General features: G+C 69.1%; 24 protein-coding genes and 3 tRNA genes. 6 read left to right on the forward strand and 21 right to left on the reverse strand.

The window, feature by feature from the left end:
• Positions 1 to 83 precede the first annotated feature (83 nt).
• The 4 genes from J2Y46_RS17585 to J2Y46_RS17600 all read right to left on the reverse strand — a co-directional run bounded on the left by J2Y46_RS17585 (position 84) and on the right by J2Y46_RS17600 (position 2,025).
• On the reverse strand, positions 84 to 311 hold the full coding sequence (locus tag J2Y46_RS17585; RefSeq protein WP_157005585.1) for a hypothetical protein: 228 nt from the start codon (positions 309 to 311) through the stop codon (positions 84 to 86).
• Positions 312 to 393: 82 nt separating this feature from the next.
• Complete coding sequence (locus J2Y46_RS17590; RefSeq protein WP_310244012.1) at positions 394 to 600, reverse strand: hypothetical protein; 207 nt, start codon at positions 598 to 600, stop codon at positions 394 to 396.
• Positions 601 to 660: 60 nt separating this feature from the next.
• Positions 661 to 1,491 (reverse strand): zinc-ribbon domain-containing protein, encoded by an 831-nt coding sequence (locus J2Y46_RS17595; RefSeq protein ID WP_310244017.1) that lies wholly within the window; start codon positions 1,489 to 1,491, stop codon positions 661 to 663.
• A gap of 9 nt (positions 1,492 to 1,500) precedes the next feature.
• Positions 1,501 to 2,025: an SRPBCC domain-containing protein gene (locus tag J2Y46_RS17600; RefSeq protein ID WP_310244019.1), complete on the reverse strand. Its 525-nt coding sequence runs from the start codon at positions 2,023 to 2,025 to the stop codon at positions 1,501 to 1,503.
• A 102-nt stretch (positions 2,026 to 2,127) separates the two neighbouring features.
• Between J2Y46_RS17600 and J2Y46_RS17605 the strand changes: the two genes are divergently transcribed.
• Positions 2,128 to 2,604, forward strand: a complete 477-nt coding sequence (locus J2Y46_RS17605) for a helix-turn-helix domain-containing protein (protein ID WP_310244022.1) — start codon at positions 2,128 to 2,130, stop codon at positions 2,602 to 2,604.
• Between the two features lie 13 nt (positions 2,605 to 2,617).
• On the opposite strand, the gene J2Y46_RS17610 is transcribed toward J2Y46_RS17605, so the two are convergent.
• Genes J2Y46_RS17610 through ppk2 form a run of 3 tightly spaced genes read right to left on the reverse strand, consistent with a single transcriptional unit; the run spans position 2,618 to position 5,087 of the window.
• Complete coding sequence (locus J2Y46_RS17610) at positions 2,618 to 3,235, reverse strand: DUF1349 domain-containing protein (RefSeq protein WP_310244027.1); 618 nt, start codon at positions 3,233 to 3,235, stop codon at positions 2,618 to 2,620.
• Positions 3,236 to 3,283: 48 nt separating this feature from the next.
• Complete coding sequence (locus J2Y46_RS17615) at positions 3,284 to 4,240, reverse strand: diacylglycerol kinase family protein (RefSeq protein ID WP_045300457.1); 957 nt, start codon at positions 4,238 to 4,240, stop codon at positions 3,284 to 3,286.
• Position 4,241: 1 nt separating this feature from the next.
• Positions 4,242 to 5,087, reverse strand: a complete 846-nt coding sequence (ppk2, locus tag J2Y46_RS17620; RefSeq protein ID WP_045300459.1) for a polyphosphate kinase 2 — start codon at positions 5,085 to 5,087, stop codon at positions 4,242 to 4,244.
• A 533-nt stretch (positions 5,088 to 5,620) separates the two neighbouring features.
• Between ppk2 and J2Y46_RS17625 the strand changes: the two genes are divergently transcribed.
• A complete protein-coding gene (locus J2Y46_RS17625; RefSeq protein WP_052676843.1) occupies positions 5,621 to 6,046 on the forward strand; it encodes a DUF6153 family protein in 426 nt (141 codons plus the stop codon).
• Between the two features lie 91 nt (positions 6,047 to 6,137).
• Positions 6,138 to 6,722 carry a DUF305 domain-containing protein gene (locus J2Y46_RS17630; RefSeq protein WP_310244032.1) on the forward strand — a complete coding sequence of 195 codons (585 nt, stop codon included), beginning with the start codon at positions 6,138 to 6,140 and terminating at the stop codon, positions 6,720 to 6,722.
• Positions 6,723 to 6,987: 265 nt separating this feature from the next.
• On the opposite strand, the gene J2Y46_RS17635 is transcribed toward J2Y46_RS17630, so the two are convergent.
• On the reverse strand, positions 6,988 to 7,731 hold the full coding sequence (locus tag J2Y46_RS17635) for a phosphatase PAP2 family protein (protein WP_310244035.1): 744 nt from the start codon (positions 7,729 to 7,731) through the stop codon (positions 6,988 to 6,990).
• Between the two features lie 236 nt (positions 7,732 to 7,967).
• Between J2Y46_RS17635 and J2Y46_RS17640 the strand changes: the two genes are divergently transcribed.
• Positions 7,968 to 8,642 carry an SDR family NAD(P)-dependent oxidoreductase gene (locus J2Y46_RS17640; protein WP_310244038.1) on the forward strand — a complete coding sequence of 225 codons (675 nt, stop codon included), beginning with the start codon at positions 7,968 to 7,970 and terminating at the stop codon, positions 8,640 to 8,642.
• 263 nt (positions 8,643 to 8,905) lie between these two features.
• Positions 8,906 to 9,100, forward strand: coding sequence for a hypothetical protein (locus J2Y46_RS17645; RefSeq protein ID WP_310244041.1), 195 nt, complete (start codon positions 8,906 to 8,908; stop codon positions 9,098 to 9,100).
• Positions 9,101 to 9,388: 288 nt separating this feature from the next.
• On the opposite strand, the gene J2Y46_RS17650 is transcribed toward J2Y46_RS17645, so the two are convergent.
• The 4 genes from J2Y46_RS17650 to J2Y46_RS17665 all read right to left on the reverse strand — a co-directional run bounded on the left by J2Y46_RS17650 (position 9,389) and on the right by J2Y46_RS17665 (position 12,564).
• Positions 9,389 to 9,462 (reverse strand) — tRNA-Met (locus J2Y46_RS17650).
• A gap of 34 nt (positions 9,463 to 9,496) precedes the next feature.
• Positions 9,497 to 9,568 (reverse strand) — tRNA-Thr (locus J2Y46_RS17655).
• A gap of 62 nt (positions 9,569 to 9,630) precedes the next feature.
• Positions 9,631 to 11,532 (reverse strand): peptidoglycan DD-metalloendopeptidase family protein, encoded by a 1,902-nt coding sequence (locus tag J2Y46_RS17660; RefSeq protein WP_310244045.1) that lies wholly within the window; start codon positions 11,530 to 11,532, stop codon positions 9,631 to 9,633.
• A 225-nt stretch (positions 11,533 to 11,757) separates the two neighbouring features.
• Positions 11,758 to 12,564, reverse strand: a complete 807-nt coding sequence (locus tag J2Y46_RS17665) for an inositol monophosphatase family protein (RefSeq protein ID WP_045296681.1) — start codon at positions 12,562 to 12,564, stop codon at positions 11,758 to 11,760.
• A gap of 59 nt (positions 12,565 to 12,623) precedes the next feature.
• Between J2Y46_RS17665 and J2Y46_RS17670 the strand changes: the two genes are divergently transcribed.
• Entirely contained in the window at positions 12,624 to 14,216 is a 1,593-nt protein-coding gene (locus J2Y46_RS17670) for an NAD(P)/FAD-dependent oxidoreductase (RefSeq protein WP_310244048.1), read from the forward strand.
• Positions 14,217 to 14,373: 157 nt separating this feature from the next.
• Here J2Y46_RS17670 and J2Y46_RS17675 read toward each other — a convergent pair whose 3' ends face one another.
• The 9 genes from J2Y46_RS17675 to J2Y46_RS17715 form a co-directional block, all read right to left on the reverse strand.
• Positions 14,374 to 15,375, reverse strand: a complete 1,002-nt coding sequence (locus tag J2Y46_RS17675) for a hypothetical protein (protein WP_310244051.1) — start codon at positions 15,373 to 15,375, stop codon at positions 14,374 to 14,376.
• A 159-nt stretch (positions 15,376 to 15,534) separates the two neighbouring features.
• Positions 15,535 to 16,563 carry a PHB depolymerase family esterase gene (locus J2Y46_RS17680; protein WP_310244054.1) on the reverse strand — a complete coding sequence of 343 codons (1,029 nt, stop codon included), beginning with the start codon at positions 16,561 to 16,563 and terminating at the stop codon, positions 15,535 to 15,537.
• A 393-nt stretch (positions 16,564 to 16,956) separates the two neighbouring features.
• A tRNA-Tyr gene (locus J2Y46_RS17685) sits at positions 16,957 to 17,038 on the reverse strand.
• An 89-nt stretch (positions 17,039 to 17,127) separates the two neighbouring features.
• Positions 17,128 to 18,069, reverse strand: a complete 942-nt coding sequence (locus J2Y46_RS17690; RefSeq protein WP_310244056.1) for a PfkB family carbohydrate kinase — start codon at positions 18,067 to 18,069, stop codon at positions 17,128 to 17,130.
• Entirely contained in the window at positions 18,066 to 18,566 is a 501-nt protein-coding gene (locus J2Y46_RS17695) for an FBP domain-containing protein (RefSeq protein ID WP_310244059.1), read from the reverse strand. The genes J2Y46_RS17690 and J2Y46_RS17695 overlap by 4 nt, the downstream gene beginning before the upstream one ends.
• Before the next feature lie 201 nt (positions 18,567 to 18,767).
• Positions 18,768 to 19,676: a bile acid:sodium symporter family protein gene (locus J2Y46_RS17700; RefSeq protein WP_310244065.1), complete on the reverse strand. Its 909-nt coding sequence runs from the start codon at positions 19,674 to 19,676 to the stop codon at positions 18,768 to 18,770.
• A 64-nt stretch (positions 19,677 to 19,740) separates the two neighbouring features.
• Positions 19,741 to 21,732, reverse strand: a complete 1,992-nt coding sequence (locus J2Y46_RS17705) for a glycoside hydrolase family 13 protein (protein ID WP_084695425.1) — start codon at positions 21,730 to 21,732, stop codon at positions 19,741 to 19,743.
• A gap of 122 nt (positions 21,733 to 21,854) precedes the next feature.
• On the reverse strand, positions 21,855 to 22,751 hold the full coding sequence (locus J2Y46_RS17710; RefSeq protein WP_310244125.1) for a sugar ABC transporter permease: 897 nt from the start codon (positions 22,749 to 22,751) through the stop codon (positions 21,855 to 21,857).
• 115 nt (positions 22,752 to 22,866) lie between these two features.
• Positions 22,867 to 24,486, reverse strand: coding sequence for an ABC transporter permease subunit (locus tag J2Y46_RS17715; protein ID WP_045296673.1), 1,620 nt, complete (start codon positions 24,484 to 24,486; stop codon positions 22,867 to 22,869).
• Between the last annotated feature and the right edge of the window lie 9 nt (positions 24,487 to 24,495).

Consider the following 24,495-nt stretch of genomic DNA (forward strand, 5'->3'; position numbering starts at 1 on the left):
AAGGGGGTTGACTCAGGCAGACGAGTGAAGTTCGCCGGATCTTCTCGCTTTCGACAGCCGGCCGGCTTGTCGCGGACCCCCGCTCACTCCCACGCGGCGACGAGCATCCAGTGGCCGTCGACCTCTTCGACGTCCATCACGCGCGTGCGGTGGTCGACATCACTGCGCGCCGTGAACCGCCAGCTCTGGAAGAGCCGGCCGCCGTCACTGCGCGTCGGGGTGTCGATGATGCGCCACCGCTCATGATCGACGACGAGTCGCACCGGCCGCCCGTGCTCGCACCAGACCTGAACATCTTCACGTGCCACCATCCGCATGATGCTCCTCCTTCGTCGAATCTATGTTCGATTCTAGGACGCAAGAAGCCCCGGCGCAACAGTGGATTCGTTCGGCCTACGCGCTTCGGCTGTCGGCCTCAGCGGCAGCATCCACCGCTGCGAGATGGATCGCCGCGACGCCGTCGCGCAGCGCCCCGACCGGCACCTCGACGGTCTCGTACTGGGAGGTGAATCCGTTCTCGTCGACCACCGACACGGTCACCAGAACGTGGCCTCGGCGCGGCAGACGCGACGCGGTGCGGGCGAGTCTCTTCGTCTTCATGTCCCCTCCGCCCACCACCGTAGCGACGACCTCCGACACGCGCGCGCCGCACGCGCGGACTCACCTCAGGTACGCATCGACGAAGAGCGCGCCCCGGATACCGCGCAGAGCGTCGAGGAGCGCCTCCCGGCTGCGCGTGGTCCACGCCGACATCACGACGTCGTGCGGACCGAGCCGCTCCAGCTTGCCCGTGCGCGCGCGGACCACCTCCCACCCCGCGGCGCGCACAGCCCGGTCCTTGCGCCGGTCGGCCTCCTCGCGCTTGCCGACATGCTCCAGCCCGTGCTTGCCTACGGTGTCGTATTCGAGCGCGACCCGGAGCTCAGGGAGGAGGATGTCGGGCCACACCTCGAGGTGATCGAAGAAGGGCCGCGGCGTCCGGATCGCGGTGAACCCCGGCGTGACCGCCAGCATCGCGAAGACATCGGCACGCATCCGCGCCTCGACCGCCGACGCCGGCTTCGGCGCGCACACGCTCACGAACGGCTCCCCCACCGGCAGATCCGGCGTCTTGGCGCACAGTGTCCGCAGAGGCTTGCGGCGCGGCGCGCGCTCCGCGGTGGGAGATCGGGCGACGATGCGAGGCGGCTTGGCCACTGCGGAGCACTCCGGGCACCACGCCGAGCGGCGCCGCTCGCGACCGGGCCGCTCGCGCTGCTCCGACGGAGTCGCGGCGAACGTGTGCCCTGCCTCGCACTGCCACAGCAGCAGCACATCAGCGGCAGGCGGCACCTGGGTGAGGGTGATGCCCGCGTTCAGATCGGGATGGTACTGCCGGATGAGCGCGGGATACGCCGCCCACTGCGTCCGGTAGGTGCCCACCGGGTACGGTACGTCGACGCCCTTCGAGAACTGGCGTCTCGCCCACCACAGTTCCACCCGCTCCGGCATGGGCGCACTCTAAGCGGCACCCCCGACACGCTCGCTGGCGGCGGCGACCTGACTGTGCAGTTCATCGTGGTCTTCAGCGGTCAGCTCCTCGTCGCCACCGAAGACGTACGGCGCGCCTTCGCCCGTCTCGATGCGCGCCTTGAGGCTGCCGTTCACGAACATCCCCCACGCGTTGGTGCAGATGTCGTAGCAGTCGTCGTCGGCGGTGAGCCCGTCGTGGGTGAAGACGACGCGGGTGCCGCCCTCCCCCTCGAGGATGTCGAACCGGACGGTCGTGCCGTTCCACTCCTGCTTGTCGGCGACGAAGTCGAGGTGGCTGCCGGTGACCAGCCACGCCACGCGGCGGCCCGGCACCAGCTCGGTGACCCGGAATCCGCTGTAGTGCAGGCCTGGGACCACGTAGACGAACTCGCCCCCCACCGCTGTGGTCGAACCGGTGGTCCGGCCCCACCAGCCCGAGACGTCGTTGATCGCGTCGAACGCGTCCTGCGCCGAGGCGTTCACGGTGATCGTCGTGGTGAAGCTCGCGGTCATGCTTCCTGCTCCTTTGCTCGCGATCCGATCGGATCGATGACTTGCGTGATGCAAGCGACCATAGTGCCGCAACTTGCATCACGCAAGTGATAGATTCGAGCCATGCTCGGCAGGACGTACGACACCCAGGTGTGCTCGATCGCACGCTCCCTCGAGATGGTCGGAGAACGCTGGAGCCTGCTCATCATCCGCGACGCCCTGTTCGCGCGTGTGACGCGATTCGGCGACTTCCAGCACAACCTGGGCATCGCGACGAACGTCCTCACCTCGCGACTGGAGGCGTTCGTGGCCGCCGGCATCATGCAGCGGGACGGCGCCGCCGACTACGTGCTCACGCCGAAGGGCCGGGCGCTGGCCGTCTCCCTCATCGCCCTCACGGAGTGGGGCGACGAGTGGGCGTCGCCGATCGATCCGCCGATCCTCTACCGCCACTCGGTGTGCGACAGCGCGATCCACGCCACCGCGACCTGCGACGCGTGCGGCTCCGTGCCGGCGGACGAGGTGGCGATCCGCATCGGGCCCGGCATGCCCGCGGAGTACCTGGCCGCGCGACGCGGCGGCACTCGCGCCCACTCATAGGCGCAGCATCCGTCTACGATCCGTCGCGCAGATCTGACAAGAGGGTCGCACGCAGACCGATCTGGCCGAACACCGCGGTGCAGGCATCCCCGAGCGGTGCCTGGACCATGAAACCCACCCGAACCGGCGCGGCGCCGTCGACCAGCGAGAACAGCCGGACGAAGTCCCACCGGACGCCGTCCTGAGAGGCGTGGAACGCCCACGCATCCCCGCCCAGGAAAGCGATCCGCAGCCACACCGCCCGGTCCGTGACGACGGCGGAGTTCACATCATCCGACAGGCCGCGCGTGACCACGCTGACGACCATCGCCTCGCCCTGCGGTGAGAACTCGAAGCAGAGCTTCGCCCAGTGATCGCTGTCGCGCCAGATCGTCAGGGCGCCGGCGTCGAACGTCGTGCGTTCGCCGACCACCTCGACACGCGCCTGCAGGGTGAAGGGCGAAGCCGGGGCGACGAAGGAGAGACTGGATGCCTCGTGCTGCGGCGGTGCTCCCGTCGCATCGTTCGTCCAGTCGACGCCGGCGGCAGAGGTCAGCTCGAGGGCACGGGCCTGTTCGTCGTACCGCGCCGTGGACGCGGAATGCGTCCACTCGAGTTCGGGCAGTCCTTCGATCCGGAACGTCGATGACATGGTGCCCTCTCTCGCGATCCGCCGCGGACCCCGCAGCGCCCATCGACACTAGCGGGTATCGGTGATCAGCGATCGCACGCGGAGGGCGGATGGCTGGATCGTCACCGTGAACGCGCGAGCGTCGCCGGCCTCCTCGCCGTCGATCTCGAACGCGTGCGCATCAGGAAGTGCGATGGCAACCTTGCGAGCGCGACCGTGCTCGGTCGAGTCGGTGCTGGTCGGTTCGTCGGACGTGTGGATGAGTCTCTTCAGCCCGTTGTCCCACACCATCGTCTTCAGCGTCCCCAGCCACTGCGCCAGCCCTTCCGCGCTCAGCACGAGATAGTCCAGCTCGCCATCTGACGGGTCTGCGTCCGGGACAAGCCGCATGCCGCCCTGGAGCGTGCCGCAATTGGCGACCAGGACAGTATGACCTTCCCGGTCCTGCGCCGCCCCGTCATCCGTGGTGATGGTGAACGGGATGACGTCGCTGGCCGACCATGCTCGTCCGAGCGACTCGACGTACGCGAGCCATCCCGCTTTGTCTTTGAGATCGTCGTCGGTCTCGGCGAGCATGTGGGCGTCCAACCCGAAACCCACCATGACGACGAACGCGTGCCGTTCAGGGCCCCCCTCGCGCTCGATCTCGACCCAGCCGACGTCGATCGGTCGAGCTTCACCCGCCAGAGCGAGCTCCAACGCCGCCGCGAGGTCGTTGATGGGGATATCGAGGTTGCGCGCGAAGAGGTTGCCGGTGCCGAGCGGGATGATCGCCATCTCGGCGTCGGCTGATGTGCTCGCGAGATGCTCGGCGACTGCCCGGACCGTGCCATCGCCACCGGCGACGATCAGCACCTCCGCACCCGCCGCGAGGGCCGCCTCGGCAGCACCCTGGCCGGGATCCTCCTCCGTTGTCTCCCACCACCGCACGTCCTCGATCGGGGCCTCCCCCCTGGCTTGCGCGAGTTCCGCTTCGAGGGTGTCGCGTTCGATCTTGGACGGGTTCCAGACGATCGCAGCCCGCATCTCAGGCGGCCTTCTTCGACTTGGCGGCACTGAGGTCGGCGGCGATGTCAGGGACATAGTTGAACTGGTCTGCGGGCGGTCGCTCGTAGCCGTCGCCATCCGGCCGATCGGGGATCGATACTTCGTCGAGCTCGAGCCGCCCGTGGGGAATGGCGCTGAGCAGGTGGCTGATCACGTTCAGCCGAGCACTCCTCTTGTCGTCGCTCTCGACGGTCCACCACGGCGATTCCTTGGTATCCGTCGCAGCGAACATCGCGTCCTTCGCACGCGAATAGTCCTCCCAGCGAAGAATCGACTCGAGGTCTGTCGGCGACAGCTTCCATCGACGCATCGGATCACCGACTCTGGAAGCAAAGCGCGCCTGCTGTTCGTCGTCAGAGACGGAGAACCAGTACTTGATCAGGATGATCCCGTCTTCGATGAGCAGATGCTCCACGACCGGAGCCTGGCGCAGGAACTCCTGGTACTTCTCCTCGGTGCAGTACCCCAGGACACGCTCGACCCCGGCCCTGTTGTACCAGGAGCGATCCATCAGCACGATCTCCCCCGCGGTGGGCAGGCGCTCGATGTAGCGCTGGAAGTACCACTGCCCGCGCTCCTTCTTGGAGGGCTTCGGCAACGCGACCACGCGCGCGTGCCGCGGGTTCAGGTACTCCATCACACGTTTGATGGCCCCGCCCTTGCCCGCTGCGTCGCGACCCTCGAAGAGGACGAGCACGCGGTTCCCTGACGAAGCGACCCACTGCTGCATCTCCACCAGCTCGGTCTGCAGCCGCTCCAGCTCCGCCTTGTACAGCCGCTTGTTCAGACGTTTCACGGACGACTTCTTGGCGCTCTTCTTGGTCACGGCCGAAGCGTAGCGAGTCCACCCTGCCCGGGGACAGGGGGTTCTCTCCCGCCGCGGAATGTGCATTCCGGACTCGGGTCAGGCGGCACAGCGGCACCCGCGACGTCGGCGCGGGCGAGAGGCCGTCGACGGACCTGCACAGCGTGCCGACCGCGGCAGACGAGCCCGAACTCACTCACCCTCTACCTTCGTCTGCCGCGATCGCGATTCATCTCTGCTCGCGCGTCTCCTCACGCACGACCGTGCCCGATGTCGAGTGCTGGCTTCGCGATCGGCGTGCCCGCACCGAACAGCAGCGCCGCCACCAGGGCGGCCCGGATGCCGGGGTTGCGCAGCGAGGTCACTCGCACGAATCCAGGCTGCGCGTGGCGCCTGGCGTGGTCGTGCCCGTCGATCTCGTGCTCGGCTTCCGGCCGCCCGCACCGGCCGTCGCCGTCGTGTGAAGCCCAGATGGCACCGCAGCAGGCATCAGCGATACAGACCAGCTTCACGTCATCTGCGTCGACGATTTAGCCTGGACCGGAGGAGGTGACATGTCGATGATCGCCCTCGCGCATCACCTGCGCCGCAGCCCAGGCGGGCTGCGCCGTTCCGTCTTGCTGCTCATCGGTGTCACCGCTGCGATCATCGTTGGGCTGCTCGCGATGCACTCCTTGAACAGCCACACTGCGCCCGCGGAACCGACGGCGGTGGTGTCCGTCCATGACGCGAATGCCACCGATCACGGCACCACCCAACCGGCGACGGAGGAGCATTGCAGCGACTGCGGCGGTCACACGAGCATGCTGGCATTGACTTGCGTCCTCGCCTTTCTGGTGGTCTCGCTGTTGCTCCTGTTGCCACGACTTGGCATCACCCGGACAGCGGCGCTACGCCGCGCCGGCCCCTCCCCGCTGTCCTGGGTGACACCGCTCTCGAAACCACCGTCTCTTCTCGTTCTCTGCATCAGTCGCACGTGATACGCCCTCGCTGACCCTTCGCAGGTCAGCAGAGCTTTCGCGCGCGATCACTCGGATCGTGCACGCCACCCAACGACTGAGGAGAACTCAAATGAAGATCCGTGCCGCGGCAGTTGCCGCAATCACGCTGACCGCCCTGATCGCCCTGGCCGGCTGCGCCAACACCACCAGCAATGGCGGCATGCACGACGACATGCCCGGAATGGGCGCATCCGCATCGGCTGCCGACGTCAACCAGACCGACATCCAGTTCACGATGATGATGATCCCCCACCACCGGCAGGCCATCGAGATGTCCGACGTGATCCTCGCCAAGGACGACATAGACGAGCAGGTGACCGCCCTCGCCGAGCAGATCAAGGCCGCTCAGGGGCCCGAGATCGAGCAGATGGAGTCGTGGCTCGATGACTGGGGCACCGGAATGGGTGACATGGGCGGGATGGGCGACGGCATGATGTCCCCTGCCGACATGCAAGCCCTCGAGGGCGCCACCGGCGATGAGGCATCCCGTCTGTTCCTCGAGCAGATGATCGAGCACCATCAGGGCGCGATCGAGATGGCGCAGAACGAAGTCGACAACGGACAGAACGCCGATGTGCTCGCGCTCGCGCAGAACATCATCACCTCGCAGACCGCCGAGATCGCCACCATGGAGGAGATCCTCGCGAGCCTCTGACTTGCCGGGGCCGGTCGGAATCCCGGCCGGCCCCGCTCGCAGAGCACGCCGGCATGGACGCTCACTTGCACCGCGCACTCACAGCTATCCGTTCGCCGGCGACGGTCAGGGATTTCTTGCCGCTGATCAGTTGTCTTCATCGACGATTGCACGTCCCGGTTCGGTCGAGCTCGAATGGGTACTGGTCAGTTGCCGTCATCGCTTTTGCGCTGATGCCCGGCCTTGCTGTCGTTCCCCTGCACAACCGGCGCCTCGCGGCCGCTGGTCAGTGTGAGCCCTCTCCAGGCTGAGCGATCGCCGCCGCGGAGGGTGCAACCTTCACCCAAATCGGCGGATGTGGTTTGCGGCGCTCGCGATAGAGCACAAACGCAAACGGGGCCCAGATGATCACCGCAAGACCGACTCCGACCAGCATCCCTCCAACCGTGTCGGATATCCAATGCGCTCCGAGGTAGGTGCGGCTCAGCATCATCAGAAGTGTGTAGGCGGCTCCCACGATCCATACCCAGGTCCGCCAGAAGATGATTCCCAGCGTTGTGGCGATGAGCGCTGCATTCGCGCTGTGGCCGGACGGGAACGAGCCGACGTCGGCCGCGACGAGGATATCCGTCGGACGCGGACGACCCACGAGGTTCTTTATGACGAGGACCACCAGCGCGCTCGCGATCGAGGCACAGACGAAATAGAGCGCCGCCCACGGCCGTCGCCAGATGAGCAGCCCGGCGATGATGACCAGCGGAACGATCGCGACCCCGCTGATGCCCCCGCCGATCCAATTCAAGGCCAGCGCGGGGACCGTGAACACCGGCGCGCGAGCCTCGACCAGTTCTCCCATCCACTCCACCTCGAAACCGAACGGCTTGTCCGCCTGGCGATAGAAGATCACCGCACCGAGCAGAACGACAAGCAGCAACGCGCCGGCCGCCGACACCACCCACCACAGGCGAGCGATCTTCACCGGCGCTGGAGCTGCGCCGTCAACCAGCTCCGAGACGTCTTCGTCATCCATCTGCTGATCGTACGTTCAACGGTCGTGGGGAGGGCCGGCGAACACGGGCGACGGTCCATCCCACGACGTCCCCGTTACGCGGCGCGGAAGCATCGTCCCGCGCGCTGCGGGACGGCTTCTGACCCGCGGATCCTCAGTCGGCCATTGGGGGGTTTTGTCGGTGAGGACGATAGCCTGTCGCCCACTCTGGCCAGCGCTATGGTCGAGACAAGACCCATGAATCGAAGGAATCTACCGTGCCTGTTATCGCGATCATCGGAGCTGGACCGGGACTCGGAGCGGCCGTTGCTCGAAGGTTTGGGCGCGAAGGCTTCTCGATAGCCCTGATCTCGAGGAACCAGTCGAAGCTTGACGCGATGGCTGCGGAGCTCAACGCCGGAGGCGTGATCGCCCGTGGGTACGCCGCGGACGTTCGAGTGCCGACCGCGCTTGGGGAAGCCCTTGCACGGGCCGCGGCGGAGTTGGGACCCATCACCGCGTTGCAGTACAGCCCCCTTCCGGCGCGCGAATACCTGAAGCCGGTCCTCGAGATGACCCCGGAGCTGGCACTGGAAGCATTGCAGTTCTCGGCCCTCGGGCTCATCCACGCAGTGCGTGCGGTGCTGCCGGCAATGCGCGAGGCCGGAGAGGGCAGCATCATCCTGATCAACGGCGGAACATCGGTGAAGGCACGCGCCGACTTCGCAGGCACATCGGTCGCGTTCCCGGCCGAGAGCGCCTACGGTGAGATGCTCCACGACGCACTCGAGGGTGAGGGCGTCCGAGTCGCGCAACTCGTGATCCCGGGATCGATTCCCAAGCTTCAGCTTGTCAATGGCATCGACGACGTCGCCGATCGCATCTGGGACCTCCACGCCGTCGCGGGTCCGTTCCGCACCATGCTCATTCCCCTAGAGGACGGCAGAGAGTAGGACACGCTCTTACGGCTGACCGTGCAGTCGTCGACCTCGGGCCAGCACGCTGAACGGGCCGCCGCTCCGAGCTGGCGTTGGATCATTGCCCTCCGCTTGCCGCTGTCACCGCTCTCGACGTTGCGGCGATCGGTCCGCCTTCCAGGCAGGCTGTCGCAGTGAACGACCCATCGCCGGGCGGCGATGGGCGGGTTCGGTGCAGCCCGCCTGGCTCCGGCGTCTGACGTGCGATGGGTGTCGCGTTCGCTCGGTAGAGTTCGAGCATGGAGACGAAGTCGGTCGGCGCTCTTGCGGCGTGTGTCGCGGGTCTCGCCGTTGTTCTGTGCGTCCTGTCGGTGGCGTTGGCGTTGCCGATGGCCGTTGAGATCGCCGTGATCACTGGAGCTCTCGCGCTGCTGGCATCTGCGGGTGGGTTGATCGGGGCGGCTTTGGCGGCGCAGAAGAAGTCGGGCGCGTAGCGCCGACGCCCGGTGGCCCCTGGGCAATGCGTGCGTCAAGGGCGCTTCGAGCGCGTTGACGACCGGCGTAAGTGGGCTGGGTCTCGGCAGTTACTCCCCCTGGGCAGTACAGCTGGCCGGCCGGCGGCTTTCAACACCAGGTCTTCGAGTCCGTGACCGGAATGTGGGCGAGGACGAGCCTCACATGCGTCGTCGCCGAAGGCTCGGGAACGCAAGACGAAGTGCTCAAGCTCCTGCGCCGGAGGTCTGACACGACGAAACCCCCGGAGTTCCGGGGGTTTCGATCTGTAGCAGGAGCGGGGCTTGAACCCGCGACCTCACGATTATGAGTCGTGCGCTCTCACCAACTGAGCTACCCTGCCATACGCATCCAACGGTCACGAAATGGATGCCGCGAGCCCCGAGTCAGGATTGAACTGACGACCCCTTCCTTACCATGGAAGTGCTCTGCCACTGAGCTATCGGGGCGTGCTGCCTGCAAGCAGGCAACTAGAAGAGGATACCAGAGGCGTGGCACCCTTCCGAACCACTCAACCCACCGTGTGGGTCCCGTCGGTGTACTTCTGAAGCCACGGCCACGGGTCGATGGCGGTGGTGCCGTTGTCGAGGATCTCGAAGTGCGTGTGGGCGCCGTACGAGCGGCCCGTGTTGCCGGTGCGGCCGATGACCGTGCCGACAGTGACGTGCTGGCCGGGGCTGACCTGGAGCGAGCCGTACTGCATGTGCGCGTAGTGGCTCGAGACCAGCTGCCCGTCGACGATGTGGTCGATGATGACGTGCACGCCGTAGGCGCCGCCCGCCTCCGAGGCGACGCGCACGGTGCCGTCGGCGATCGCCTGCACGGGCGCACCGTTGCCGGGCGTGAAGTCGATGCCCTCGTGCATGCGGCCGGAGCGCATGCCGAACCCGTACGACATCGTGACACCGACCGCGAAAGGCCACTGGATGTTCGAGTTCGGGTTGTTGTGGAAGAGGTTCGAGAAGTTCTTGATCCCCGCCTCCGACGCGAGCTGCGCCGTGGTCGTCGTCGCGTAGTTCTCGGTGCGCTGGAGCGTGTCGCTCTGCGCGTCGCCGGGAGCGACGTATGCCTGGATCTCGGCCTCGTCCACGAGCGGCACGGAGTCGTCGCCCACGGCGAGAACCGAGAGCGAGGCTTCCGTGCCGTTGACGGCGGCGACCGCTTCGGCCGGAGTCGTCATGCCGACGGCCATGAGACCGACGATGCCGAAGACGCCGATCGAGAACGAGGCGGTGGCCACGCGCTTGAAGGCCGAGCCGCGACGGGCCTGCGCACGGCGGGGTGCTGCGTGCGGCGTCGACCCTGCCTCGGCCTCCGCCTGTGCCTCCGGCGCGGGCTGCTGGACGGGGGTCTCGCCGGTGAAGGCGAACAGGCGGGATGCGGCTTCGAACTCGTCGACTCCGGATGCTGCCGGCGCGGGGATCGGGCCGGTCAGGGGCTCGATGCGCTCGGTGCGAGGGCGCTCGGTGCGCGCGCGCGATGCGTGCGGCTCGGCGGGCTGCGAGGCACCGGCGTCGACGTCCGACTGGGCCGTGGTCGCCGTCTGCGACGGCGCTGCGACCCGGGGCGCGGCCGTCATCTGCGGCTCGGCCAGCTTCGAGGCGGGCGCCGGTGCCGGGGTCGGCTGCGGCGCGGCGGCCTCGACCTCGGCCGCCGTCGTGGCCACCGTCTCAGCGGCGTCGGCGGTGAGGAGGCTCGCGAAGGAGTCGGCCATCCACGTGGAGGCGCCTTCAGCCGGCGTGGCACTCGAGGCGGGCGCCGCAACGGCAGTGGAGGAGGCCGGCGACTCGGCGATCGCGACGGGCTCGAGAAGCTCGAACGGCTCGGCGGGAGCGAGGACGGCGTCAAGCAGCGGTGCCGGCTCTTCGCGGGTCGGCAGTCCGGCCTCGAACGCCGCGGCCGGACGTTCGGGCTCGGCGGGAGCGACAGGGGCGATCGGCGGCACGACGGCCACGGGCTGCTCGGCGGTCTGGGAGCGGCGCGAGCGCCGGCTCACCTGCTCGGCAGCGGGCGCGGCGGAGGCGGCGACAGAGGAGCGGGCTCGTGCGCGAGGCGCGACGGCGTCGATGACGGCGCCGGAAGCGGCCGGAAGCTCGACCGACGACGGCGCCGGGGCCACCGGCTCGACAGGCGTCGCGACCGGAGCCGGAGCCACCGGAGCCGGAGCGACGGGAGTCGCCGGAGCTGCGGCCGCTGGTGTCGAGGCGACGTACGACGTCGCCTCGGGCTTCACCGCGGGGGTGGCCGCAGCGGCCGGCCGCTGCGATTCGATCGGACGACCCCACACGACCGCGGGACGCTCGGGAGCGGTGCTCGCCGCCTGCCGCCGTGCGGTCGCACGGCCTGCCCCGGGAGCCTCCGGCGTCGCCTGAGCAGGCGCTGCGGAGGGTCGGCTGGAGCGGCGCGTGGGCACAGATCCGGCCTGGGGGGCGTCGAAAGGCAAAGCGGAAGCGGGCTCTCAGGTCGTGCCGCGAGGGGGGTGTTCGCGACAAGGCGGTCTTCGGGCAAAGGACCCCTCCGCCGTTCGGGTGGCGAAGGTAACGATCGGGTAAACCCTACCCCGGGCGTCCTGGGAATGCCATGTGCGGCTCGGATTTCATGACGCGCGTTTCGTGAGGATTCGATGAGAGGCGCGTCATCACGCGAGTCCCGCGGCCTCGGCGAGGCGATCGAAGATCGCCGGAGTCGCAGCCACGACGAGGGGTGCACGTGGACCGCCGTCGGGCTCCGCCCGGCCGAAACGCCCCCCAGCCTCGGTGACGAGCAGCGACCCCGCCGCGAGGTCCCATGGGGCGAGCCCACGTTCGAAGTAGCCGTCCAAGCGGCCGGCGGCGACGAATGCGAGGTCGCTCGCGGCCGATCCGCCGCGGCGCAGGTCTCGTGCGGGCACCGCGGGCATGACGCGGCCGATGAGCTCGATGTCGCCGGGCCGGGTCGCCGGGTCGTAGCCGAACCCGGTCGCGAGGAGAGCACCGGCTCCCCCGACCTCCGGGTTGACGGAGAGCCGGTTCACGCCCAGCCACGCGCCCTCGCCGCGGGCGGCGTGGAACATCTCGCCGAGCGCCGGGGTGTAGACGACGCCGGCCAGCGCCTCCCACTCGCCGGGCGTGGGCTCGCCCCGCACTGCGGCGATGCTGACGGCGTACGAGGGGATGCCGTAGGCGTAGTTGACGGTGCCGTCGATCGGGTCGACGACCCACGTGACGCCGCTCTCGCCAGAGTCGCCGCCGGTCTCCTCCCCGAGGAAGCCGTCGTCGGGGCGCGCGGCCGTCAGCCGGGCGCGGATCAGGGCCTCGACCTCGCGGTCGGCCTCCGTGACGATGTCGGCGAGCGCGGTCTTGGTCGCGGCGATCGCGACGCCCGCCTCGCGGCGGGTCCGCGCGAGCTCCCCGGCTTCGCGGGCGATGTCGATGGCAAGGGATTCGAGGTCGTGCTCGAGGCTCATACCTCCACGGTAACGAAGCGGCGCGCGGCCCGAGCAACCGCGTGGGTAGCGTGGAGCCCATGGTCGCTGCCGCCCAGTCCCGCCGCTTCGACGTCGCCATCGTCGGCGGCGGTCACAACGCCCTCGTCGCCGCCGCCTACCTGGCCCGGGCGGGACGGTCCGTCGTCGTCCTCGAACGGCTCGACCACGTCGGCGGGGCCGCGGTGTCGGAGCAGCCGTGGGCGGGCGTCGACGCCCGGCTCTCGCGCTACTCCTATCTCGTCAGCCTGCTCCCGCCGAGCATCATCGACGACCTCGGGCTCGGCATCCGTCTCCTCCGACGCCGCTACTCCTCGTACACGCCCGACCCGGCGGCTCCGTCGCGGGGCATTCTGATCGATACCGCGGATGCCGCGGCCACCGGCGCGTCGGTCGCGCGCGTCACCGGGACCACCGGTGAGGCGACGCGCTTCGGCGACTTCGCCGACCGGATCGAGCCGATCGCGCGTCTCCTCTTCCCCTCCATGACGCAGCCGCTGCATCGAGAGCGAGACGTGCGGGCGGACCTCGGCGACGGCCGGCTCTGGTCCGACCTGTTCGAGCGCCCCCTGGGCGACGTGATCCGGTCGTCGTTCGACACCGACATCGCCCGCGGCATCGCGCTCACCGACGGTCTCATCGGCACCTTCGCCTCCGCCGACGACGAGAGCCTCCGCCAGAACCGCTGCTTCCTCTACCACGTGATCGGCGGCGGGACAGGGCACTGGGACGTGCCCGTGGGCGGCATGGGCCGTGTGACGGGCGAACTGTCGCGCGCCGCGGCCGAGGCTGGGGTCGAGCTGCGCACGCGGACCGACGTGACCGCCGTGACGCCGGACGGGGAGGTCACGCTCGCCGGCGGTGGCGTCGTGCAGGCGCAGCTGGTGCTGAGCGGCGTCGGCCCGGCGGTTCTCTCGCGACTGCTCGCGGCCGGCGGGGCAGGCGCCCCTCTCGCCGACGCGCCGGCACCCGAGGGCGCGCAGCTGAAGGTCAACATGCTGCTGAAGCGGCTGCCCCGTCTTCGGGACGACAGCGTCGCTCCCGAGGCGGCGTTCGCCGGCACCTTCCACGTCAACGAGACCATGACCCAGCTCGACGACGCACACCGCGCGGCGGTGGGCGGCAGCATCCCTGATCCCCTCCCGGCCGAGATCTACTGCCACTCCCTCACCGATCCGACCATCCTCGGTCCCGAGCTGCGCGCATCGGGCGCGCACACCCTGACGCTCTTCGGCCTCCAGGTGCCGCACCGCCTCGTCGACGGACGGGACACGGATGCTGCGCGCGCTGCGCTCCTCGACGCGGCCCAGCGCTCGCTCGACACGGTGCTGGCCGAGCCCATCGCCGACTGCCTCTACGAGGCTCCCGACGGCACGATGTGCGTCGAGGCGCGCACCACCGCCGACCTGGAGCGATCACTCGGCATGGTGGGCGGCGACATCTTCCATGGCCCGCTCTCGTGGCCGTGGGCGGGCGACGACGAGCCGCTCGACACGCCCGCCGAGCGCTGGGGCGTGGCGACGCAGCACTCGAACGTGCTGATGTGCGGCTCGGGGGCGCGCCGCGGCGGCGCGGTCAGCGGCCTCGGCGGGCACAACGCCGCCATGGCCGCGCTGGAGATGCTCGGGCGATGACCTGCCATGCCGTGGTCGGGTACGCAGCGTGTGAACGCGCTTCGACAGGTCAACCGCGGCTCCACAGCAGGAATCGGCTCGAACTCTCCTGCAGAACCCCGGTTGACCTGTTGAGCGAGAAGGAGTCGGATGCTGCGACCCGCAGCGGGTCCGGCGCTCAGGGGCGCGGCGGCAGCGGCGGGGGTGGCGGGTAGCCCTCGTACCCCGGCGCCGTCGCCGGCGGCTGGGGGGTGGCGGGCTCGGCGAGCGCGGGAGCCTGCGGGCCAGGCAGCTGCGCGGACGGAGCCGGCTCGATCCGCGTGAAGACGTGCGCGCCCGGCGACGGGTACCCCGTGTAATACGCGTTCCAGTCGGGCGAGCCGTCAGGCAGCATCGGCAACGGCGTGACGCCGTCGACGTACGTCGGCCACGGGAGGAGCTCCTGCGGGGCCGGAGCGCCGCCCGGCGCGGTGATGGCTGCGGGGGCGACCGGTGCGGCGAGGGCCGGGTAGGCGACGTGGGATCGGGGCTTCTTCGGCGCGAGCAGCACGTTCACGAGCGGCAGCAGCGCCGTTCCGACCGCCGCCAGGATCGCGACGGCGACCACGATGCGCCAGTAGAGGTCGGCGAGGATGAGCCACTCGCCGAACGCCAGCGGAATGATCAGCAGGGCCGCGAGGCCGACCACGAGGGCGATCGTGATGACCGCCACGGTGCGGGTGAACGGCGTGTCGTGACGGTGGAGCGCCTTCATATACAGGCGGACATGCAGCAGGACGAGCTGCAGGATCAGCACGATCAGCAGGAACTGGACGAACTTCGAGAATCCGATCCAGTAGTAGCGCTCCGGCATCCAGATCATGATGGCGCCGAGCAGGAGCGCGATGATCCACGAGGCCATGCTCGCGAGCGCGAACCAGGCCGGACGCCGCGGCGCGAGGTGGGCGTCGAGGATGGCGACCCCGGCGAACGCGACGAGCAGCAGGATCGTCAGGAACGCCCGTCCGATGAGGCCGTTCTGCCCACCGATCAGCACCCAGACGACGCAGACGAGCGCCGCGGCGATGAGGGCGCCGATCGCGACCCAGATGGCGATCCGCAGCAGCGGCGAGGGCGAGGCATCCGTCTGCCCTGCTTCCCCTCTCGGAGCGGGCGTCGCATACGGGTCGGGCGCGGTCATGGCGTTCCTCTCGTGACGCGGGCGGAGTGCCTGCACCGCCCATCCTGACATGCCGCCCGGCGGCGCGCTCGGGCGGATCCGCGTGGGCTCGACCCTCGATGATCCCGCGCATGGTTCCAGGCGCCGGAGCGGGTGCCCCGGCGCCTCGAACGAGCCGCCTCAGCCGCGGCGCGGGTGGGCCTTGAAGAAGTCCCACATGATCTGCGAGGCGCTGATCTCCTGCGAGACGGCGCCCAGCGGCGAGAGGTCGACGTCGGTTCCGGGCCAGGTGTGGCCCCCGTCCGCCACCTCGTAGAGCACGACGTCGGCCTGCTTGGCACAGTTCGACCACGAGTAGGCGGTGATCCCGGCGCCTGCCGGCGTGACGACCGGGCCACGACGGCAATCGTTCAGCGCGGCCCAGCGCTGGGCGGCCAGCTGGACGGTGTATCCCCAGCGGGGGTCGGCGTTGCCCGGGTACGGGTTGACGAAGTCGGCGGTTCCGTGGAAGGTCACGACGGCGACCGGCCTGTCAGGGGAACAGGAGTCGGCCACGGGCCCGGAAAGCGCTGCGGGGTCCGGACGCCCGGCTCGAAGACCGGCGACCGGTGCGATCGCGGCGAAGACGTCGGATGCCTCGCACGCGAGCGCCGACGCCATGCGGCCGCCGCCGGAGAAGCCGGTGGCGAAGACGCGGCGTTCATCGACGCACCCGGCCGCGTCCACCGCGTCGACGACGGCGCGGAGGAAGGCGACGTCGTCGCGAGACCCGGCGGGAGGGTAGGTGCCGGAGGTCAGCGGCACGCCGGGGACGTTCCAGGCCCAGTTGCCGTCGGGCAGCGTCCGTGGGAACTCGATGTCGCCGGTCGGGCTGACGACGATGAAGCCCTGGGCGGCGCCGATCTCTCCGAGATCCGAGATATCGGCCTGCACGCCGCCGTTCGCGTTCGACCCGTGGAGGTCGACGACGAGCGGCAGCTCGCGACGCAGCGGCGCGTCGGGCACCTGGACGAGGACGCCATAGGTCTCTCCCGCGAAGGACACCTCCAGCGTGGATGCGCCGACGGGTAGGGTCCGCGCGCAGGACTGCGCCGGGCCACCGGCTGCTGTGGCGGGGGCCGCGCCGAGGATGATGCCTCCCGCCGCGAGGGCGAGGGCCACTCCCGTGGCGAGCATCGCACGTGCTCGTGTTCGCGTCGTCGCGATCATCAGAACTCCTTCGTTCTCGAATTCCGAGCGCTCGCTCGGTTTTCGAATGCTAGCAGTGCTCGAAAATCGCGTCGATCGCGCACTCGGAATATGACGGGCGCCTCATCGTCACCTTCAGTGAGCGCATCGGCCACTGCGCGGGAGCCGAGACCGCTCGCGCGCTGCCTCGTCGGCTGATCGACACAGCTCTCGGACTCGGCACGGTCGTGCTGCTGACCACGGACGCGGGATCGATCCTCGGCGTGGGGCCATGAGCGGTCGACGACGCGACTTTCGGGACGAAGGAAGGAAGCGGCCGACGTCACTCACTGAGCCGGCCCCCGCGCGCCTCCTGCGTCGCCGTCGCAACAACAGCGAAAGCCCCCGGTGGACCCGGGGGCTTTCGATTCACGGTGGCGAGTGAGGGATTCGAACCCCCGAAGTCGATGACAGCTGAGTTACAATCAGATCCCTTTGGCCGCTTGGGTAACTCGCCAGGTGCGCACCCGTCCGACTTTTCCAGACGACCGGAGGCGCGATCCACCATATTACGCGTAGATGCCCGAGGTCTGAAATCGGCCCGCTCTACGTGCCGATGTGGTCGAGGTCGAGGCCTTCGAGCGCGCTCGGCGTGCGCAGCAGCGCCCCCTCGAAACGGCACGTCGCGGCCGCCGCGTCCATCGCCGAGACCAGCACCGTGTCCCAGTCCTCGGCTCCGTCCGGCGTCCTCGCGACGAGCGCGGCGACAGCGGCGGCGAAGGCGGCGTCGCCCGCGCCCATCGTGTCGACGATGCGGCCGGGCAGGTTCGAGATCGGCCGTGTCACCACGACGTCGCCGGCCTCGATCGTGGCGCCGGCAGCACCTTCGGTCGCCAGCACGGCGCGGGCACCGAGGTCGATCAGGCGGGCGCGCACGGCGTCGAGCCGGTCGTCGTACAGCAGCGCGGCGTCGTCCTCGCCGACTTTCACGAGCGCAGCTCCGGCCGCGAGGGCCTCGAAGCCGCGCACGAACTCGTCCTCGTCGTGCATCATGCCGGTGCGGGGGTTGGGATCGATCGCGACGGACACTTGGGCTCGTCCCCCGCTCAGTGCGAGTGCCTCGGCCCCGGCGATCGCGTCGGCAAGCTCCGTGGCCTGCTCGGCGTCGTCGAAGGCGAAGCAGCTCACGACCACGAGGTCGGCGTCCGCGAAGGCCTGGCGCTCGGCGTCGCCGAAGCGGATCCGCCGGCGCTCTGACGCCTCATTGAACTCGTACACGGGCTCCGCCGCGCCGGAGCGCGTGCTCACGGCGCGTGCGGTGCCCAGGAGCGACGGCGTCGCGAGGAGCCCGACGCCGAAGTCGGCGAGATAGCGCCGCACGCGCGAGGCGGGCTCGTCGTCGCCCAGCATCGCGACGAGGGTCGCCGGTACGCCGAGCCGCGCGAGGCCGACCGCGACGTTGAGCGCGGCTCCTCCGACGAACTCGCGGACGCCATGGTCGTCGCGCAGTTCGTCGATGAGCGCGTCGCCCACCACGACCACCGTCATCGCGGCACTCTCGCGGCTTCGAGCACACGGCCGACGAACGCCTCGGTGCGCCGGCGCGTGCCGTCGATCTTCATGTCGACGCTCGCCCTCACCTCGTTCGGCGCGAGCGGCGGCGCGAGGCGAACATTTTCGTGGCATGACAGGTCGGCGCAGATGTACGTGCCCACGCTGTTGCCGTGCATGCCCGCCTCGCCGGCCTTGCGTGCCGTGTACATGGTGACCTGATCGGCGGGCTGCATCGTGTGGCACAGGTTGCACAGCGCCGCGCGCGCGTGGGACGAGCCCTCCGCGCCGCGCAGCACGATGGCGGCGGGTTCGCCGTCGATCTCGGCGACCAGGTAGCCCCGACCGCGGGTGCGCGGGTCGCGCCACGCCAGGAAGTCGAGGTGATCCCAGTCGGTGAGCACGAAGTCGTGAGGCAGGGTGACGAGACGCAGCTCGTCGGCGGAGGCGTTCACGAATGCGGAACGCAGCTCATCTTCGGTCAGTGGGCGCATGGCACCTCCTCGCCCGCCCAGTCTACGAAGGACGACGGATGCCGCCACCCCGCGTGTCGTCGGCAGACCCTCCGCACTCAGCCTCCACCGTGAGACGACAGTCACGCGACGAGACAGTGGGGTTCACCCGGGGTCTCGTCCTGCAGCTGTCGTCTCACGGCCCGGGGAGGGCGGGGTCGGGCGCGGTCGGAGCGCCCGGGGTCAGCGTGCCGCGGGCTCGGCCACGTCGTCCACGGCGTCGGGCGACGGCTCCTCGGCAGCGCCGGATCGGCCGCGGATGAGGAAGCCGAACCCGAACGCGATGAAGAACATCAGCACGCCGTACACGGCTGCCGGCAGCGACAGCTCCACGGAGCCGAGCACGGTCTGCGCGATGACGATCGCGAGCGTCGCGTTGTGGATTCCGATCTCGAACGACGACGCGATCGACTGCCGCTTGCCGACCCTCACCAGGCGCGGCGCGAAGTAGCCGACCGTGAGGCTGATCAGGCAGAACACGATCGTGATGAGCGAGAGGCGGCCGAAGTTCTCGAGCAGCAGCGCCCAGTTCTGCGCGACGGCGCCCGCGATCACGACGACGAGGATGATGACCGACGCGATGCGCACCGGTCTGTCCATCGCTTCCGCGAAACGCGGCCAGAAGCGGCGCACGATCATGCCGAGCGCCACGGGCAGCAGCACGATCGCGAAGACCTCCACCGTCTTCGCCCACTGCAGTCCCAGCTGGTCGTCGAACGGGTTGAAGTAGAGGATGGCGAGGTTGGTGATGAGCGGGAGCGTGAACACGGCGATCACCGAGTTCACGGCCGTGAGCGAGATGTTCAGGGCCACGTCGCCCCGGAACAGGTGGCTGTAGAGGTTGGCTGTGGTGCCGCCCGGCGACGCCGCGAGCATCATCATGCCGACCGCGAGGATCGGCGGCAGCTGGAACGCGAGCACCAGCCCGAAGCAGATCAGGGGCAGCAGCAGCAGCTGGCACACCAGGGCGATGATCACCGCCTTGGGCTGCTTGAGGACGCGGGCGAAGTCGCCGATGGTGAGGCTCAGGCCGAGCCCGAACATGATGATTCCGAGGGCCACGGGCAGGCCGATGGTGGTCAACGCTGACATGGGACTCAGTGTGTCAAACGATGCGACTGCGTGTCACGGTTGTCCACAGCCCGCAGCGGCGTCGTCAGGCGGACTCGACCTGCTCCGCGGGAGTGGTCTCGTCGGCCGACACCACGCCGCGCGACACTTCGTCCGCAGTCGCGGACCGAGGCTCCGGTGCGGGCACCTTGACGCCCGAGAGCCGCCACACGGCGAACGCGGGCCCGTCTGCCGACAGCAGCACCGCTCCGTCGTCGGCCACCGCGAGGGTCGCGTCGCCGACGAGCGCCTCAGCCGAAGCGGCGCCCGGGAGCGCACCCGCGGGGATCTCGGCATCCGCGTCGCCCTTCGCCGCCAGCACGAGCAGCGTCTCGTCGGCGGCCTCCCGCACGAACACGACGGACTCGTCGTCGACGTGCACCCACCGAAGCCCTCCGGTCGACAGGACCGGGTGCGCGTGGCGCAGCGCGACGAGCTCGCGGTAGAGCGCAAGCCGCTCGGCCACCTCGGGCTCGCTCTCGGTGCCCCACGGGATCGGTGTGCGGCTCGCCTCGCCGTCGACCCCGACGAGTCCGAACTCGTCGCCCGCGAAGATCACGGGCAGGCCCGGCAGCGTCATCATGAGGCCTGCCGCGACCGGCACCGTCCCCGGCGCCGCGTTCGTCGCGAAGCGCCCGGTGTCGTGCGTGTCGAGCGGCTGCATGTTGCCGAGCCGCACCCGCCACGGGATGCCGGCGGTGAAGCGCACCACGGCGTCGACGAACTGCCGCGCGGAGTACCGCGGGATGCCGCCGATCGGCTGGGTGAAGAACCAGGGCTCGGTCGCCTCACGGCCGTCGTACGTGAGGTAGGCCGCGTGGGTCGGCTCGGACAGCCACCCCCACACGGGCCGCGTGAACGACGGGTACGTCATGGCGCCGTGCCAGCCGTCGCCCTGCAGGTCGCTCGCGGCGTCGTTGGTCGACTCCCCCAGCAGGATCGTGTCGGGGTTGATCTCGATCATCGTGCGCCGCAGCAGCTGGCGCACCTCGGCGTTGAGGTCGACGGACCCGAGGCGCCCGGTCATGTTGGCGACGTCGATGCGCCAGCCATCGGCCGAGTACGGCGGCTTGAGCCACTTCGCGACGACGGAGTCGGGTCCCTCGATGAACCGGTCGCGGAGCTCCTGCGACGCCCAGTTGAACTTGGGCAGGCTCGGCACGCCGAGCCACGACGCGTACTCGGTGTTCGCGTCATCCGTGAAGTAGTAGAACTCCTCCTCCGGGGCGCCGGGATGGCCGAGCGCGGCCTGGAACCACTCGTGCCGATCACCAGAGTGGTTGCTCGTGAGATCGCCGATGACACGGATGCCGCGGGCATGGGCGGCCTCGATCAGCCGGACGTACGCCTCATCTCCGCCGAGCAGTGGGTCGACGCGGTCGAAGCTCGAGGCGTCGTAGCGGTGATTCGAGGCCGCGGGGAAGATCGGCGTGAGATACAGCAGGTTGACGCCGAGCGAGACGAGGTGGTCGAGCTTCTCGATGACGCCGCCGAGGTCGCCGCCGTAGAACTGCTGCGACCGCGCCGGCACGACGGGGTCGACGGGGTCGTCCCAATCCGCCGGGATCGCCCAGTCCGGGGTCGGATGCGCATCGGCCTGCGCCGACCGCGCGAAGCGGTCGGGGAACACCTGGTACATCACGGAGTCGGTGAGCCATGCGGGCGGGGCAGGGGACGCGACGAGGGCGAAGTCCTCGGCGTCGAGGGTCTCGATCGTGTGCAGGCCGGTCTGGTTCAGCCACTCCACCCGCCCGTCACCACCACAATCGGCACTGTGCACGAGCACCCAGCGGTAGCCGTGCCGCGGGTTGCGCACGGTGACGGGTGCCTCCCACCACTCCCAGCCGTCGGACGAGCCGAGGGGCGCAGCATCCGTCCATTCCGGCTCGTGATCGGGATTGGAGCGCGTGCGCACCGCCGCGAGCGGGCCGTAGCCCGCCGGCACGCGCAGCCGCACGGTGACCACGTCGCCGAGCTGCGGCGCCAGGTCGGACACGTGCAGCGGCGAGCCGTCGTGGTGAGGGAGGACGGTCGTCATGGCTCGGCCTTTCGTCAGGCGGGCGGTGGCGGTGCTCGCCTCGATCATCGCAGAGCGGAAGTTCCGACGGGCTCCAAGGAGTGGCGCCTTCTCGCATCCGCTCTGCGATCAGCTGTGCTTGATCAGCCCTTCGTGGCGCCGGCGGTCAGGCCCCCCACGATGTACTTCTGGAGGAGCAGGAAGACGATGACGACCGGGATCGCGGCCATGACCGCGCCTGCGGCGAAGCCCGACCAGTCGGCGTATCGCGGGTTCGACACCAGCTTGGTGAGACCGACCACGAGCGTCTGCTTGTCGGGATCGATGAGCAGGACACTCGCGATCATGTATTCGTTCACGATCCCGATGAACGAGAGCAGTCCGACGACGGCGAGGATGGGCGCGACCAGGCGGAGGATGATCGTGAAGAAGATGCGGGCGTGGCCGGCGCCGTCGATCTTCGCCGCCTCGTCGAGTTCCTTGGGGATCGTGTTGAAGAAGCCGTACATCAGGTAGGTGTTCACGCCGAGCGCGCCGCCGAGGTAGATCAGGACCAGCCCGCTGAGCGTGTTGAGTCCGATCGCCGGGAACCAGTCGCTGATGGCGCTGAACATGAGGAAGATCGCCACGACGGCCAGCATCTGCGGGAACATCTGCACGACCACGATCGTGATGAGGCCCACGCGGCGCCCGGTGAAGCGCATGCGCGAGAAGGCGTAGGCGGCGAGGGCCCCGATGAACACCATCGTGAAACCGGTGATCAGCGCCACGATCATGGTGTTGAGGAACCACTGCGGGTAGGGGATCTGCGGGTCGGTGAGGATGCGCACGTAACTGTCGATGCCGACCGCCGAGAACAGCTGGTTCGTGCCCGTGAGGGTGCCGCTCGGGTTCAGCGACGCCGACAGCACGTACAGCAGCGGGAAGATCGCGAACGCCGACACCACGATCGCGACGACGTGGCGCCAGCCGGTGTCGGCGAACCACCTGCCGAACGGGCGACGGCGAGCCGGTCGCTCGGCACGCGGCGAAGGCGCCATGCCGGGGGCCGCGGTCTCGAACTGCTCGGCGGCACTGCCGCCCGCGACGGCCAGGGTCGCATTCTGCGTGACGGTCTTGTCGGGGTGGGCGAGACGGTCCTGGGATTCCGACATGTCAGTTCAGCTCCTCGAGGGCCTTGGTCTTGCGGAAACTGATCACAGCGATCACCGCGACCACGATGAAGATCAGGATCGTGAACGCCGAGGCGAGGCCGTAGTCGCGGTTCTGCCCGGTGAACGCGACCTTGTAGACCATCGAGATCAACAGGTCGGTGTGCCCGGCCGGTATCGCCGTGTCCTCGAATCGCGGCCCGCCGCCGGTGAGCATGTAGATCAGGTTGAAGTTGTTGAAGTTGAAGGCGAACGACGCGATCAACAGGGGCGCCACCGTCACGAGCAGCAGCGGCAGCTTGATGCGACGGAAGATCTGCCAGGGGCTCGCGCCGTCCATGACACCGGCTTCGTTGACCTCCTCGGGGATGCCCTGAAGGGCCCCCATGCACACGAGGAACATGTAGGGGAAACCGAGCCAGAGGTTGACGAGCAGGACCGAGAACTTCGCGATCCACGGGTCGGTCAGCCAGCCGATCTCGGCACCGCCCAGGAGCACCTGGTTGATGAAGCCGAAGCTCTTGTTCATCATGCCCGCCCAGATGAGGGCCGACAGGAACGCCGGGAACGCGTAGGGCAGGATCAGCATGATCCGATACCCGTTCTTGAACCGCATGCGCTTGTTCTGGAACAGCATTGCGAGCAGCAGGCCGAGGAAGAAGGTCGTGGCCACCGAGACGATGGCGAACACGAACGTCCATGCCGTCACCGCCAGGAGCGGGCCGCGGATCGTCGTGTCGGTCAGGGCGCGCACGAAGTTGTCGAAGCCGACGAAGACCTGCCAGCCGGGCAGCAGCTGCTCACCGGACTCGGAGGTGAAGGCGCCCTCGCCGGAGTCGGTGTAGACGGTGCCGGTGGCGGTGTCGGTCATCGTGTCGGCGGCGGCGTCGTACACGAGAGTGGAGGTGTACAGGTAGCCCTTCTGACCGTCCTGCGTGCGGATGGCCCCGTCATTGGGGTCGTCGCTGTACGGCACCGCGAGCTCTTCGACCTCGTTGCTGCGGGCGAGCACGTCCGCGAAGGTGAGCGTGGTCCAGCCATCCACCGCGACGGCCTTGCCGCCGTCCATCGTGGCGTCGACGGACTCGAGCGGCTTCTGGTTGGTGCCGAGCGACGCTTCGCCGTCGGTGGGGTCGGTCACCAGCAGGCCGAGCTCGCCGACGCGCTCGACGACGGTCACGTCGAACGTCGGCGAGTCCTCGACGCGGACGAGCGAGGATCGCATGAGGGACGCGATCGCCTGATCCTTGGAGCCGTTGTGGCCGGTTCCGTAGTTGGTCAGCCCGATGTAGGCGGTGTAGCTGAGGGTGAAGATCTGAAAGACGACCAGCAGGATGATGCCGGGGGTCAGGTACTTCCCGGGGATCTGCTTGCGAGAGAAGTAGATCCAATTGACGAGGATCGTCACGGCCGTCACCAGGGTGAGGACGAGCCACTCGTTGTGAAGGAAGAGGACGAAGACGGCGTACAGCGCGACGGCGTCCACGATCGCCAGCATCACGATCTTGAGCACGATCCAGCGCAGCCGGCCGCCGGCGGCATCCGCCGTGCGGGCAGCGCTGCGCTGCCGGGGCGTCTGCGGCGGGACCTTCTCGTCAGTCGCGGTCGAGAGAGTATCGGTCATCGATCATCC

Source organism: Microbacterium sp. BE35, from assembly GCF_031457705.1.
GTDB lineage: Bacteria > Actinomycetota > Actinomycetes > Actinomycetales > Microbacteriaceae > Microbacterium > Microbacterium trichothecenolyticum.

Excerpts from the sequence above, each read along its gene's own strand:
- J2Y46_RS17635 (WP_310244035.1), bottom strand. The coding sequence starts at position 7,731 with ATGGATGACGAAGACGTCTCGGAGCTGGTTGACGGCGCAGCTCCAGCG.
- J2Y46_RS17700 (WP_310244065.1), bottom strand. The coding sequence starts at position 19,676 with ATGTCAGCGTTGACCACCATCGGCCTGCCCGTGGCCCTCGGAATCATC.
- J2Y46_RS17595 (WP_310244017.1), bottom strand. The coding sequence starts at position 1,491 with ATGCCGGAGCGGGTGGAACTGTGGTGGGCGAGACGCCAGTTCTCGAAG.
- J2Y46_RS17630 (WP_310244032.1), top strand. The coding sequence starts at position 6,138 with ATGAAGATCCGTGCCGCGGCAGTTGCCGCAATCACGCTGACCGCCCTG.
- J2Y46_RS17710 (WP_310244125.1), bottom strand. The coding sequence starts at position 22,751 with ATGGCGCCTTCGCCGCGTGCCGAGCGACCGGCTCGCCGTCGCCCGTTC.
- J2Y46_RS17705 (WP_084695425.1), bottom strand. The coding sequence starts at position 21,732 with ATGACGACCGTCCTCCCTCACCACGACGGCTCGCCGCTGCACGTGTCC.
- J2Y46_RS17690 (WP_310244056.1), bottom strand. The coding sequence starts at position 18,069 with ATGACGGTGGTCGTGGTGGGCGACGCGCTCATCGACGAACTGCGCGAC.
- J2Y46_RS17695 (WP_310244059.1), bottom strand. The coding sequence starts at position 18,566 with ATGCGCCCACTGACCGAAGATGAGCTGCGTTCCGCATTCGTGAACGCC.
- J2Y46_RS17605 (WP_310244022.1), top strand. The coding sequence starts at position 2,128 with ATGCTCGGCAGGACGTACGACACCCAGGTGTGCTCGATCGCACGCTCC.
- J2Y46_RS17680 (WP_310244054.1), bottom strand. The coding sequence starts at position 16,563 with ATGATCGCGACGACGCGAACACGAGCACGTGCGATGCTCGCCACGGGA.
- J2Y46_RS17670 (WP_310244048.1), top strand. The coding sequence starts at position 12,624 with ATGGTCGCTGCCGCCCAGTCCCGCCGCTTCGACGTCGCCATCGTCGGC.
- J2Y46_RS17600 (WP_310244019.1), bottom strand. The coding sequence starts at position 2,025 with ATGACCGCGAGCTTCACCACGACGATCACCGTGAACGCCTCGGCGCAG.
- J2Y46_RS17665 (WP_045296681.1), bottom strand. The coding sequence starts at position 12,564 with ATGAGCCTCGAGCACGACCTCGAATCCCTTGCCATCGACATCGCCCGC.
- J2Y46_RS17585 (WP_157005585.1), bottom strand. The coding sequence starts at position 311 with ATGGTGGCACGTGAAGATGTTCAGGTCTGGTGCGAGCACGGGCGGCCG.
- J2Y46_RS17610 (WP_310244027.1), bottom strand. The coding sequence starts at position 3,235 with ATGTCATCGACGTTCCGGATCGAAGGACTGCCCGAACTCGAGTGGACG.
- J2Y46_RS17675 (WP_310244051.1), bottom strand. The coding sequence starts at position 15,375 with ATGACCGCGCCCGACCCGTATGCGACGCCCGCTCCGAGAGGGGAAGCA.
- J2Y46_RS17645 (WP_310244041.1), top strand. The coding sequence starts at position 8,906 with ATGGAGACGAAGTCGGTCGGCGCTCTTGCGGCGTGTGTCGCGGGTCTC.
- J2Y46_RS17625 (WP_052676843.1), top strand. The coding sequence starts at position 5,621 with ATGTCGATGATCGCCCTCGCGCATCACCTGCGCCGCAGCCCAGGCGGG.
- J2Y46_RS17715 (WP_045296673.1), bottom strand. The coding sequence starts at position 24,486 with ATGACCGATACTCTCTCGACCGCGACTGACGAGAAGGTCCCGCCGCAG.
- J2Y46_RS17590 (WP_310244012.1), bottom strand. The coding sequence starts at position 600 with ATGAAGACGAAGAGACTCGCCCGCACCGCGTCGCGTCTGCCGCGCCGA.
- J2Y46_RS17615 (WP_045300457.1), bottom strand. The coding sequence starts at position 4,240 with ATGCGGGCTGCGATCGTCTGGAACCCGTCCAAGATCGAACGCGACACC.